The organism is Flavobacterium sp. (assembly GCF_044361065.1).
Taxonomy (GTDB): domain Bacteria; phylum Bacteroidota; class Bacteroidia; order Flavobacteriales; family Flavobacteriaceae; genus Flavobacterium.
In genome coordinates, this window is record NZ_JBIKJI010000041.1 from 1 (window position 1) to 14,005 (window position 14,005).

Below are 14,005 nucleotides of genomic sequence, written 5' to 3' on the forward strand. Positions count from 1 at the left end.
CTGAAAATGTAGCTCCCGAACAAATAGCTGGTGGCGTTACACTCGCAATTAAAGGTTTTGGATTTACAGTAATCGTAAATGTTTGTGTAGCTCCAACACAAGATACACCTCCGCTTGTGTAGGTTGGGGTAACTGTAATAGTTCCAGTTATTGGTGCCGTTGTAGTATTAGTTGCTAAAAAACTTGGAATGCCCGTAACATTTCCAGCGCTTGCAGCTGCTAAACCAATTGCAGGATTATTATTAGTCCAAGTGTAAGTTGTAGTACCCGTAGTATTTGACGTTGTAAAAACAACGGCATTTGTAGAAGCGCCTTGACATAATGTTTGAGGTGATATTGGATCCACCTGACCCAATGGATTAACAATTATTATTCTCGGTAATGAAATAGTATTGTTAATATTGGTCCCTAATTGAATTTGAGATACTAGTAGATTTACATCAGTAGATGGAGCAACGACTGTAATTGTTCCTTGACCTGTTCCATCTAATAAGATGGTTTGTGTACTGGCACCATTTATAGAATAAGTAACCGTAGTATTTAAAGAACCTCGTACATTAAAAACAGCATTTGATCCAGAGCAAATATTTGATGCGTGTGTAATACTTGTAATAAAAGGGAATGGTGGTGGGGTTACAGTAACAGTAGCAGGTAAGTTTACGGTAGCGTCACAACCAGTAATATTAAAGGTATACGCAATTCCATCTACAAATACACTTCCTGCATTACGTGAAATAGTTATAATGTCGGTAACACGGCCCATTGTAAATGAAACATATTGCAATACATTTAACGGGCCTGAATTAAAGGTAGTTGTGTTAGTACCGTCTGTAATTTGAACACTTCCATTACTGTTAGTTCCGGTCTTTGCAAGACTAACAGTAATAACGGTCCCTACAGGAAGTTGATGTGCTAACTTTAATGATATTGTATCGTTATTAAAATCAACTGTAGTACAGTTTGTAGTGGTTGCAGCAGTACCTTCTAATGCAATAGGCCCGTGTGAGTTTGTAGGATTTAATCCTAAAGTGGTCAAAATAACATTTCCAGAGGTAGGTATTGGTTGTTGAGCAATTAATGTTGCGGTAACAGTTGTGTTTACCAATAAATTTGGTACCGTAACAGTTGCATTTCCGGATCCATCTAAAATAATTTGTTGATTGGCGCCACCATTTACATTATAGGTTACTACTGCGTTTGGAGTTCCACCTGAAAAATAATACGTTCCGTTTTGTCCTACAAAAACAGAAACTGGAAGTGCTGTATTAGTTGTTAGTGTTACACCTTGAATTACATTAATACAAACTTGTTGTGTGTACGTACATCCAAAATTATTAGTTAAATTATATGTATAACATTTTGTCCCTGATGTTGTAGGTCGAACTGTAATCTGAGGATTATTCAATGGGGTAATGATATCTGGGTTGGGTGACCAAGTACCACTTACAAATGTTGGTGTAAATTGATTGTTAGTTGTTAATATAGAACTCGAAAATCTCATGTTCCATGCGAAAAGATAGCCGTTATCTGAGCCCACGTAATCAATAATTCTTAACTTCCACGTCCCTTCTATAGGTGAACCTATAAATGCAGCAAAATTTCCTTGAGGTCTATAAATATTTGTACTTGGTAAAACACTTTCTCTTATACTTGTATCATTGTATGTTCCCGGACCGTTTCCACTTGGAAAGGCAATGGTAGGAGGAGTACTTCCTGCCATAGTTGTAGCTCCACTAGAATTAAAGCAATAATCATAACCTATTCCAGGGGTTAATATATTACTTTGTCCATCTACAGTTGCAGTAGCCCAAGGTATTCCTAAATTTGCAGATCCACCTGTTCTATCAGACAAAAACACACTTACTCCATTTGGGGCTATAAGTTCTATGGTAAGGTCGCTCAAGAAAGAATGCTCAATATTCATACAAATGCTTTCAATGTCACTTGCAGCAGTAATTGTTCTTCCTGTATAGCATTCTTGAATAGTAATTTCTGAAACACTTTCTACTGGTGGTGAACCAGCAACTCTATCAGGTAAAAATCTTGTTATTCCAGTAACACTTGGCACACAAACTTGACTTGCAGAGACCATAGTATGTGCAACTGAAAGCACACTAGTTTGGTCAGTACAGATTTCATTATCTGATATTGTTTGTGAAAAAACTGGATCGGTTGATACGTTAATTATCTGTCGAATTTTGTTAACACTTCTGCAACCACCTGGCAATGTTACTATTAGATTGACCTCAATAACACCTGAAGTTGTAAATTGTCTTATAACATTTTGACCATTCAAAACAACTCCATCATCAAAGGTCCATTTGTAAGTTGCTCCCGCAATACTTATGTTTGTTCCTCCGCTAAGTGCGGTTGCCGTTCCTGCAAATTGTACGTTTTGATTTTTACATACATTCATTTTTCCATTAACAAGTGGTGTGGAATTTGCTGTATCTAATATTGCATTTATAGTTGGACATGCTGGCCCACAAACAACATTAGCATCCCATCCCTGAGCAGTACCATTTGCATTAGACGTAAAAACAAATGTTAAACAGCCTGATGTATTTGTGTTTGAGGCAGCTAAAGAAGGTAATATAACAAACCCCGTAAAATTACCTAATAAAGGTGCTGCAATGGAGTTTCCGTCATATATTTTTAAATTATCATCACTTATGTTAAATGAATTAAAATAGACAGTTACAACATCTCCAGGATTTGGAGGACAAATCGTAAAGGTTCTATTTTCATTATTCGAATAGTTACCTGTCGCTCCTCCTGAATCAAATAAAATATCTCCAGCACAATAATTAGGAGAAGTAGTAAACGTCCCTTTTATAGACCAAACACCTGTTGTTGAAGTACTATTACATATAGGTCTCACATACACATCATAGGTAGTATTTGAATTTAATCCTGTAATGGTATGTGGATTTGAAGTAGTAACTTGCCCTGTAGTAGTTGCTGTTGGAGCTGGTGAACCTGTTGGCAAATGTATTACTTCATAACTTGTAGATAATGGAGCTAAGTTGGTCCAAGAAACTTGAAGAGAATTACTTGTTGCAGTAACTAGATTTACACTCAATGGTGGTGGACAAGTACTACAAGTTACATTTGAAATCCATCCAGGTCTATTTGTTGTGCCGTTACTTCTGAAAACAAAAGTTAATGCGCCGCTTGGATGCGATGAAGTAAAAGGGCCAGGAATAGCTGTTCCCCAATATCCTCCAGCTAATCCACCTGGAACAGTTCCGGCAGGATTACCACTTGAAATTAATGGTGAAGCGGTACTTGGACCATCATAAACATATAAAGCATCAAAAGTTGCTTGAGTATCAAAAGAAGTAAAAGTTACTGTAACCACTTCTCCAGTAGCCGCTGGAAAAATAGTTATGGGTCTGTTTTCGTTGTTAGGATAACTAGCTGTTGGTCCTCCCTCATCTATATAATTCCCTCCACAAACTGGTGGCGAAGGTGTTGTGGTAATAGGAAAACTATTGGACCACGGACTTGGATTATCCGTGTCACACATCGTCCTTACATAATACGTGTAACCAGTCATTGGAGTTAAACCTGTTAAATTATAAGGATTTGAAGTAACATTTACTATTGTTCCATCTGTTGTTCCTTGTAAAAATCCAACAGGACCATATTCAATTTGCCATGGACCTGCCACGTTTGGACTATCCCATGATAATGTTGCTGATGTTGCAAAAGGTGCAGCTGTTAATGCAGTAGGAGTTAAACACTGAGAGTCTACTTTTATGTCATCAACTAACCATGTGTCACCTGAAGCATTTTTTTTCACAAAAGCAATGTAAACAGGCTGCCCTACGTAAGCTGTTAACAACACAAATTTTTGCTCCCAAGAAGTACTAATTTGTGATTCATTCCATCTTGCACCCAGAATTGGTGAAAATGTTGTTGGATCTGTTTGAGATAAAGTTGATATTCTTATTTCTAATTCTCCATTGTAATCTACGCTAGGAGATGCCTTTTTTGTATAAAATCTAACTTGCCCATTAGCAGGTACGGTAACTATTGGAGAAACCAACCAATGAAGTGAATTTGCAAAATTAGGATCAGGCGGCGAAACTGTTTGACGACTAATTCTTGCGCTGGCTGTACCTCTTGGCGTGAAACTTGTTGTTTTAATCCAGACGTTAGCACCGATCCCGTTATTGAATGATCGCCAACCTGCTGCTGGAGGAGTGTCATTATTAAGTATTGCTGCATTTTCAAAATTCTCAGGAAATTGAGCATAGCAGGTTAACGTATAGAATGTGATGAAAAAAAGTAGAAGTTTTTTCATTATTTTAATGTAAATTTAAGGTTTTATTAATTTTCAAAGTTAACAATATTTCTAACTTACAAGTCAAATTTTAATTAAATATAATATTTATTCGACGAAATATAACTTTTTATCGTTAAAAAGCTGATTTTTGTGTGTTAATTTTTGCTAATTTTGTAAAAAATAAATATTTTGAATTCGAAAAAAATATATTTTGCTTCCGACCAACATTTTGGTGCGCCAACTTCAGAAATGAGTTTTCCTAGAGAACAAAAATTTGTAGCTTGGCTAGACGAAGTAAAAAAAGACGCTGATGCCATTTTTTTATTAGGCGATTTATTTGATTTTTGGTTCGAATATAAAACTGTTGTTCCTAAAGGTTTTGTTCGTGTTTTAGGAAAATTAGCTGAACTGAGAGACGCAGGAATTCCAATTTACTTTTTTGTTGGAAACCACGATTTATGGATGGGCGATTATTTTGAAAAAGAACTCAATATTCCTGTTTATCACGATAATAAGGAATTTACCTTTCACGGAAAAACCTTTTTAATAGGTCACGGCGACGGAAAAGGTCCTGGCGATATGGGTTACAAACGAATGAAAAAAGTGTTTACGAATCCGTTTTCAAAATGGTTGTTTCGTTGGTTGCATCCCGATATTGGCGTGAAATTTGCGCAATACTTATCGGTTAAAAACAAGCTTATTTCTGGCGCGGAAGACGTGAAATTTTTAGGTGAAGAAAATGAATGGTTGGTTCAATATTGCAAACGTAAATTAGATACAAAGCATTATGACTTTTTTGTTTTTGGACACCGCCATTTACCTATGGAAATTACTTTAAACGAACAGTCAAAATACATCAACTTAGGTGATTGGATTGGCTATTTTACCTACGGCGTTTTTGATGGTGAAACATTTGAACTGAAAAAATACGAATAACAAAAGTGGTTTTGAAAACGAATTTGCGTTAGGGATGGAAGCGGCATCCTTTTTATTTTGACTGCCCTAAAGCAAGGCAAAATAAAAAGATATAGCGTACAGCCCGACCCTTGTGGTAACGCCCGAAAAATTACTTTTCTATTTGTAAATCTCTGAATTTTGGTGAAGCAATTGCGGTAGTTCCTGCTACAAATAACGTCATTATACCACCAAAAACTACGGCGTTTACCACTCCGAATAATTTAGAGGTTAGTCCGCTTTCAAAGGCTCCTAATTCGTTTGAAGAACCCACAAAAATGGAATTTACGGATGAAACTCTTCCGCGCATATCATCGGGCGTATAAATTTGAAGAATTGTAGAACGAATAACAACGGAAAATCCATCGGTAACACCACTTAAAAATAATGCAATTACCGAAATCCAAAAGTTTTGAGATAATCCGAAAACTATGATACAAATTCCAAATCCGAAAACGGCTAACAATAATTTTTTACCTGTATTTTTTTCGATAGAAAACATCGTAGAAGCCAGCATAGTTAGTAATCCACCAATGGCTGGTGCGGCTCGTAAAATTCCGAAACCTTCTGAACCTACTTGTAAAATATCTTGTGCAAAAATGGGCAATAAGGCTACGGCACCGCCAAATAAAACCGCAAACATATCTAACGAAAGTGCGCTTAAAATAATTTTATTTTGAAATACAAATCTAATTCCGGCTTTTAAACTTTCTGAAATGGGTTCACCAATTTTTTTATTTAAAATGGGTTTTTTACTAATTTGCAACAACATAAAAATTCCTAAAAAAATAGAAATTGTCACGAAAATCATAGAGTTGAAAACGCCAATTCCGCCAATTAAAAATCCAGCTAAAGCAGGTCCAATTACGGCAGAAACTTGCCAAGACGAACTGCTCCAAGTAGCCGCATTGGTAAATTGTGTTTTTGGCACAATTAATCCTAACAAACTAAAAACAGAAGGAATGATAAATGCACGAATGATTCCGCCTAAAAAAACTAAGGCATAAATGGCATATAAAAAGGGTTGTTTTCCAATGTTTTTTGCGGTTTCAGGATGAACCAAATAACAAAATAAAATACTTATTGTTGCTGTTCCTGCAAAACATTTGAGCAACATATTTCTTTTTTCGGATTGGTCTACAATGTGACCGGCAAACAGCGCCATAATTATAGCTGGAATTACTTCCATAAGCCCAATTAATCCTAATGACCAAGGGTCTTTGGTAATTCGATATACTTCCCATTCTATTAAGACAAATTGCATTGACCAAGCCAACACAATAGCTAATCGCATAAGTATAAACCAACGAAATTCTGGAATTCGTAAGGCTGAAAATGGGTCTTTTTTTGTCATATTTTTTTACCGCAAAGTCGCAAAGATTCTCGCAAAGGTCGCAAAGATTTTGATATTTAAAGGTTATTTTACTTGATTCTTTTAACTTTTTACTTTGTTGCTTTTTACTTTTAATTAGTTCTTTTCATTTTTAACTTTGTTACTATGCAACTTTGCTACTTTTTACTTTTATTTACTCTTACATCACGCAATTGCAATTGTAAACTAACCGTTCCGTTCCATTCGTTTTCTTCTAAAACATAAACGGCTTCAAACGGATTTCTGTTTTTTACAACATCTATTTTATCTCCAAGTCCAAAACCAATGGCGTTGAAATTTGGCGAATTATTTTGTTTCACGAAGGCTTTTAAATGTTCCGCATCGTTACCTAATGTTTTAGCATAACCCGAATCGATTACTTTTTTAGATAAAAAAACAGGTGTCATATTTTCTGGACCGAAGGGTTCAAATTGTTTTAGAATACGCATAAATTTTTCATCAAGATCCGAAAAATTCATTTCTAAATCTACAGAAATTTCTGGAATTAATAAATCGGGATGAATGGTTTTTTTAACTTCATTTTCAAACGCATTTTTGAAATTTTCGTAATTTTCTTCTTTCAACGTCATTCCCGCAGCATACATATGGCCACCAAATTGTTCCAAATGTTCGGCACACGCTTCTAACGCATTGTACACGTCAAAATCTTTTACCGAGCGAGCCGAAGCAGCTAATTTATCGCCACTTTTTGTAAATACAATCGTTGGACGATAATACTTTTCAACCAATCGAGAAGCCACAATTCCAATTACGCCTTTGTGCCAATTTTCTTGATAAACAACCGTTGAAAATCGGTTTTGTTCGTTATTTTCTTCGATTTGAAGTAACGCTTCTTTGGTAATTTGTTTGTCTAATTCTTTTCTGTCTGAATTATGTTGCTCAATTTCAGAAGCAAATTGTTCCGCTTGTTCTAAATTGTATTCGGTTAAAAGTGCTACGGCTTCGTTTCCGTGTTTCACTCTTCCTGCAGCGTTGATTCTTGGCGCTACGATAAAAACCACATCGGTAATGGTTAAGACTTTTTTCTTTACATTTTGAATTAAGGCTTTAATTCCTGGTCTCGGATTGGTATTTATGACTTCTAATCCAAATTTCGCCAACACTCGATTTTCACCCGTAATTGGAACAATATCAGCAGCAATAGCTGTAGCAACCAAATCTAAATAAGGAAGTAAATCTTGAATGGTTTGGTTTCTGTTTTCGGCTAACGCTTGAATCAATTTAAATCCTACACCACAACCACATAATTCGTCATACGGATAGGAACAATCTTCGCGTTTTGGATCTAAAACTGCAATGGCATCTGGTAAAATATCGCCAGGTCGGTGATGGTCGCAAATGATGAAATCGATGTTTTTTGCTTTCGCATAATTCACGTGGTCAATCGATTTTATCCCACAATCGAGTGCGATTATTAAGGAAACATCATTGTCTTCGGCATAATCAATTCCGAGATAGGAAATGCCGTAACCTTCGTTATATCGGTCTGGAATATATGTCGCAACATTCGGATAAAAACTTCGTAAATAACTCGAAACTAAAGAAACAGCTGTTGTTCCATCAACATCATAATCTCCAAAAACTAAGATATTTTCGTTATTGGCAATAGCTTTTTCGATACGAGAAACCGCTTTGTCCATATCTTTCATTAGATACGGATTGTGCAAATCTTCTAAAGTGGGACGGAAAAATGTTTTGGCTTGTTCAAAGGTTTCTATTCCTCTTTGAACTAATAAAGTAGCGATGATTTCATCGACTTGAAGGGTGTTTTGTAAGGCTTGTACTTTTTCTTTTTCTGGCTTTGATTTTAGATTCCAACGCATAGTGATTTTGGATTTACGGTTTGTGATTTACGATTTTTGGCTTTTAGTATTGATTAACAAATATATAAATATTTTTAATTTCAGCCACTGATTTCTCAGATTATAAGGATTAAATCCGTGCAAATCATATAATCCGTGGCAAAAAATAGTTTAATTCGCTAAGATTTACTTTTTACTTTGCCTGTAACGCTTCGCCTTCAAAATGAATGCCATTCCAACCGAAAATCATAAAGTTTCTAATATTTTGATGGTCGGTGGCGTCTGGTGAGTTTAAAACATCTTGATAGAAATCACCGAATAACGATAACGTTTCTTCTTTACTCAACTGCTGCATTTGAGCAAAAGCAAAAATTTTACACGAACCATTATTTTCACCAGCATTGTTTAATTGATTTCCATTTTTGAAACCTGTTGGTGTGAAAGTATACTTTTCATCAATTAAAGCAATGGTTTCTGGGAAAGATTTTTTGTTGAGTAGATTTTTCATTTTTTAACTAACTATTTTAAACTCTTTCCCCCAACACAAACCACAATCTCCCCTTTTGCCGGTTTTGCTTCAAAGTGTTTTAGGACTTCTTCGGCTGTTCCTCGTATGGTTTCTTCGTGTAATTTTGAAATTTCTCTGGAAACAGAAATGGGTCTATCTGCACCAAAATACTGAATAAATTCGGTTAACGTTTTGTTTAATTTATGTGGAGAAACGTATAAAATCATAGTTCTGGTTTCTTCGGCTAAAACCAAATAACGTGTTTGTCTGCCTTTTTTATCGGGTAAAAAACCTTCGAAAACGAATTTATCATTCGGCAAACCACTATTCACCAAAGCAGGTACAAAAGCTGTCGCTCCAGGTAAACAATCTACTTCAATTCCGTTTTCTACACAAGCGCGTGTTAACAAAAATCCGGGGTCAGAAATGGCTGGTGTTCCTGCGTCGGAAATTAATGCAATCGTTTCGCCGCTTTTTATTCGAGCAATTACATTTTCTACCGTTTTGTGTTCGTTGTGCATATGATGACTGTGCATATGCGTAGTAATTTCAAAATGCTTTAGCAATTTTCCGCTGGTACGTGTGTCTTCGGCTAATATTAAATCAGCTTCTTTGAGCACGCGAATGGCACGAAACGTCATATCGTCTAAATTGCCAATTGGCGTAGGAACTATGTATAATTTACTCATTTAAAACAATTTAAAACACAGATTACACAAATTTTCACTGATTATTTTGTGTGAATCTGTGTAATCTGTGTTTAATAAAGCACTATTTATTTAAATTTATTTTCCACAATTTCTAAAAATCGTACTTCAAATTCTTCTTTATTTTCCCAATTATTATAATCTGGTTTTACAAAATCTAACACAAAAGATTTTGCTTCTTCCCAATTTGTAAAAGTATTTAATTGAGATAATACTCTGTTTAAATCATCGCCGTTTCCAGCAAATAAATTTTTCTCAAAAGCAATTTTATCATTCAATCCTAAAACTATCGCTTTTCCGTTTACAACTGGAATTTCTTCTTTAGTTTCCGACACTATTTCAATTTCAACTTCTGGAGTTGTTTCTGAAACTGGCTCAACTTCACTACTTACCTCATCATTTATCTCTTCAATAATTTCATCTTCTGTTATAGGTTCAGAACTATCAGAAATTGCATCATCTGTAGCTTCTTTTTTCTCAAAAAACGTATCTTGATAATCGTGTACTAAAATGTCCTCCATTGAAATTTGTTTGGTCACTTTTGTACCAATAATTTCAGGATTTGAAGTCGTTTTTTTCTTCTTTATTTGAGTTTCATTTACTTGTTCTGGCGCTTTTTCTTGAACTGATTTTTCTTCAAGTAATTCTTCTTCAAGTGTTTCTTCCTCAATATTTTCAGAAATAATTTCTTCTTTTTCAATTTCTACAATATCGCTTGAAGGAAAAAGTTCGTGAGAAATATCATTTTTTTCAAAAAGTTCTTCTTCAATTTGTGCAATATGCTCTTTTGAAGCCATTTCAATATGAATTTCTTCTTCGTCTTCAACCTCAATAGTTCCAACTACAATTTTCGCTACTTTTTCTTCAAACAATTCTTCAGAAAATTCTTCATTTACCAAAGCCGTATTCGCTTCATAAAATTTTAAAAGCGCTAATTGCTCATACAATTTTTTTACTTCCTCAAGTAATTGAATGGTTTCTGTATGACTTTTAAGCTTTAATAAACGGTGCGCTATGCTAATTAATTCGCCTTCAATTTTTTTCTTCATAACTTTTTGTTTGTGTTGAACTTTTATAGCGTTGATTTTTATATTTTTGTTATAATTACAAAGGTAAAAGAAATTATGTGTATAAATTCTTGTAGAAAGTATTTTTACAATTTTTTTTCAACATAGATGTACACATATTTTTATACCTTTATCTTGAAGTTAATTAATTTAGATTAAAAATGTTTTTAGAAAATACGGTAAATCAGGAAGAACAATTTGGTTGGATAGAAGTTATCTGTGGCTCTATGTTTTCAGGCAAAACAGAAGAATTAATTAGACGATTAAAACGCGCACAATTTGCCAAACAAAAAGTGGAGATTTTTAAACCTGCTGTAGATACTCGATATGATGATGAAATGGTGGTGTCGCACAATAAAAACGAAATTCGTTCTACACCAGTTCCAGCTGCAGAAAATATTAGAATTTTAGCCCAAGGTTGTGATGTTGTAGGTATTGATGAAGCCCAGTTTTTTGATGATGAAATAATTACAATTTGCAATGATTTAGCCAATAGTGGCATTAGAGTAATTGTAGCCGGTTTGGATATGGATTTTAAAGGCAATCCTTTTGGACCAATGCCTGCACTTATGGCAACTGCAGAATACGTTACAAAAGTTCACGCAGTGTGCACCAGAACTGGTAATTTAGCTAATTATAGTTTTAGAAAATCAGATGATAAAAAATTAGTAATGCTGGGCGAAACTGAAGAATACGAGCCTTTAAGTAGAGCCGCTTATTATAAAGCAATGCGTGAAGAAAAAGAAAAGTAAATTCAATTCGAATATTAGCAATTTGCACTAACAAATTCATAAAAATGGTAGTAAAATCTAACATATTACACGAAGCAAATATTAACTTCTCTAATTCTAAGATTGAATTTGAGAACGTTTCTATTGATAGTCGTAGTTTGCAAAACGGAAGTGCTACTTTATTTTTTTGTTTGAGAGGACAAAATAATGATGCGCATATTTTTATAGAAAGTTTAATTGAAAAAGGGGTACAACATTTTGTTGTAGAAAACATTCCTGAATCTGTAAATGGCAAAGCTCATTTTTGTATCGTAGAAAACACCATAATCGCTTTACAAAATTTAGCAAAAGCATATAAAAATCAATTTCAAATAGAAACTATCGGAATTACAGGAAGTAATGGAAAAACAATTGTAAAAGAATGGTTGAATTTTCTTTTAAGTCCAGATTATGCTGTTGTTAGAAGCCCTAAAAGCTTTAATTCGCAAGTTGGTGTACCGCTATCTATTTTTGGAATCAACGAAAATCACACTTTAGGCATTTTTGAAGCCGGAATTTCTTTAAAAGGAGAAATGCAACATTTAGCAGAAATTATTCAGCCGAATATTGGAATTTTTACCCATTTAGGAAACGCACATCAGGAAGGTTTTACTACAGTTGAAGAAAAAATAATCGAAAAATGTCAGTTGTTTTCTAAAGCTGAAATATTAATTTTAGAAAAAAACGATTGGATAGAAAAACACATTACCATTCCTACCTTTACTTGGAGTTTTGAAGATAATAAAGCAACCGTTTTTATTCAATCGATACTAAAAAACAACCTGAAAACCAACTTAGAGATTCAGTTTGAAAAAGAAGTATTTACTGTTTCGCTTCCTTTTGCAGATGCAATTTCTATTGAAAATGCGATAACTTGTATTTGTACATTACTGTATTTAAAAGTATCTATTTCGAACATTAAAGAAAGAATTTCAAAATTATATAATATAGAAATTCGACTTCAAGCCAAAAAAGGAATTAATAATTGTTTGTTAATTGATGACAGTTTTTCAAGCGATTATCAATCGTTAAAAATTGCACTGGATTTTTTAGATCAGCAAAAACTACATCAGAAAAAAACCATCATTTTATCGGATATTTTTCAAAGCGGCTTAAATTTAAATGAACTTTATAGTAATGTAATCAAATTATTACAACAAAATAATATTGCACAAATTATAACCATCGGAGAAACCATTGGAAAGTATTTTCAAGATGTGCCAAATGTAATTTCGTTTGCAAACACAAAGTCATTTTTACAACAATTTAATACCGATTCGTTTAAAAACGAAACCATTTTAATTAAAGGTGCCAGAAGTTTTAATTTTGATGAAATTGTAGTTTTATTAGAAGAAAAAAATCACGAAACGGTTTTAGAAATTAATTTAGATGCTCTAACTACAAATTATAATTTTTACAAACAAAAACTTCACCAAAATACCAAAATTATGGTAATGGTAAAAGCGTTTGGTTATGGAAATGGCGGCTATGAAATTGCCAAACAGCTGGAACATTTAAAAGTTGGCTATTTGGGTGTGGCTTTCGCCGATGAAGGAATTGCATTGCGGAAAGCAGGAATAACTACACCAATAATGGTATTAAATCCTGAAATTAGTAGTTATAAAGCTATGATAGCTTATCAATTGGAACCCGAAATGTATTCTCTTTCTGGAATTACTTCCTTTATTGAATTGGCAAAAGAAAAAAACCTCAACGGATATCCTATTCATTTAAAAATTGATACCGGAATGCATCGTTTAGGTTTTGAAAAATCGGAAGTTTCTGAATTAATTACGTTATTACAACACAATAATTTTGTGAAAGTTACCAGTATTTTTTCGCATTTAGCCGCATCAGATAATTTTGATTTTAAAGCGTTTACCTTGCAACAAATTGAGCAATTTGAAGCCATTGCTACAGAAATTTCTACTACTTTGCAAATTCAACCTATACGGCATATTCTAAATACTTCCGGAATTTTTAATTTTCCAGAATATCAATTTGAAATGGTCCGTTTGGGTATTGGAATTTATGGCGTAGGTAATTCGGAAGAAGAGCAAATTTCGTTGGAAAATGTGAGTGTTTTAAAAAGTATTATTTCGCAAATAAGAATTGTTAACGAAAACGAAAGCATTGGTTATAGTAGAAAATTTGTAGTTCAAAAAGAAATGCGAATTGCAACAATTCCTATTGGATATGCAGATGGAATTAGACGTGCTTGGGGAAATGAAAAAGGATATGTACTCATTCACAACCAAAAAGCCACCATTTTAGGAAATATTTGTATGGATATGCTTATGGTTGATGTCACTTCTATTCCGTGTGAAGAACGCGATGAAGTAATAATTTTTGGTGAAAACCCGCACGTACAAGAAATAGCAAGCGTTTGCGACACCATTCCGTATGAAATTTTAACCAGTATTTCGCAGCGTGTAAAAAGAATTTTCTATAAAAATTAAATCTATTTTTTATTTTTTTACATAACTTCGTGTAACCAAATGTAACATATATGA

General features: G+C 34.0%; 9 protein-coding genes. 3 read left to right on the forward strand and 6 right to left on the reverse strand.

The window, feature by feature from the left end:
* The coding region (locus ACIQ11_RS04135; RefSeq protein WP_396153070.1) for a choice-of-anchor J domain-containing protein at positions 1–4,309 on the reverse strand (4,309 nt) is incomplete at its 3' end.
* Positions 4,310–4,471: 162 nt separating this feature from the next.
* Here ACIQ11_RS04135 and ACIQ11_RS04140 point away from each other — a divergent pair.
* A complete protein-coding gene (locus ACIQ11_RS04140) occupies positions 4,472–5,227 on the forward strand; it encodes a UDP-2,3-diacylglucosamine diphosphatase (protein ID WP_396153084.1) in 756 nt (251 codons plus the stop codon).
* A 130-nt stretch (positions 5,228–5,357) separates the two neighbouring features.
* On the opposite strand, the gene ACIQ11_RS04145 is transcribed toward ACIQ11_RS04140, so the two are convergent.
* The 5 genes from ACIQ11_RS04145 to ACIQ11_RS04165 form a co-directional block, all read right to left on the reverse strand.
* Positions 5,358–6,599 carry an MFS transporter gene (locus tag ACIQ11_RS04145; protein ID WP_396153072.1) on the reverse strand — a complete coding sequence of 414 codons (1,242 nt, stop codon included), beginning with the start codon at positions 6,597–6,599 and terminating at the stop codon, positions 5,358–5,360.
* 155 nt (positions 6,600–6,754) lie between these two features.
* On the reverse strand, positions 6,755–8,461 hold the full coding sequence (recJ, locus tag ACIQ11_RS04150) for a single-stranded-DNA-specific exonuclease RecJ (RefSeq protein ID WP_396153074.1): 1,707 nt from the start codon (positions 8,459–8,461) through the stop codon (positions 6,755–6,757).
* A gap of 172 nt (positions 8,462–8,633) precedes the next feature.
* Complete coding sequence (locus ACIQ11_RS04155; protein ID WP_396153076.1) at positions 8,634–8,948, reverse strand: HopJ type III effector protein; 315 nt, start codon at positions 8,946–8,948, stop codon at positions 8,634–8,636.
* 11 nt (positions 8,949–8,959) lie between these two features.
* A complete protein-coding gene (gene rsmI, locus ACIQ11_RS04160) occupies positions 8,960–9,637 on the reverse strand; it encodes a 16S rRNA (cytidine(1402)-2'-O)-methyltransferase (RefSeq protein ID WP_396153078.1) in 678 nt (225 codons plus the stop codon).
* Between the two features lie 86 nt (positions 9,638–9,723).
* The gene (locus ACIQ11_RS04165) at positions 9,724–10,704 is read right to left on the reverse strand and encodes a hypothetical protein (RefSeq protein ID WP_396153080.1); all 981 of its coding nucleotides are present in this window, start codon (positions 10,702–10,704) and stop codon (positions 9,724–9,726) included.
* Between the two features lie 179 nt (positions 10,705–10,883).
* Between ACIQ11_RS04165 and ACIQ11_RS04170 the strand changes: the two genes are divergently transcribed.
* Positions 10,884–11,474 carry a thymidine kinase gene (locus tag ACIQ11_RS04170; protein WP_353079095.1) on the forward strand — a complete coding sequence of 197 codons (591 nt, stop codon included), beginning with the start codon at positions 10,884–10,886 and terminating at the stop codon, positions 11,472–11,474.
* A gap of 44 nt (positions 11,475–11,518) precedes the next feature.
* Complete coding sequence (locus ACIQ11_RS04175; protein ID WP_396153082.1) at positions 11,519–13,951, forward strand: bifunctional UDP-N-acetylmuramoyl-tripeptide:D-alanyl-D-alanine ligase/alanine racemase; 2,433 nt, start codon at positions 11,519–11,521, stop codon at positions 13,949–13,951.
* The last annotated feature ends 54 nt before the right edge of the window (positions 13,952–14,005 follow it).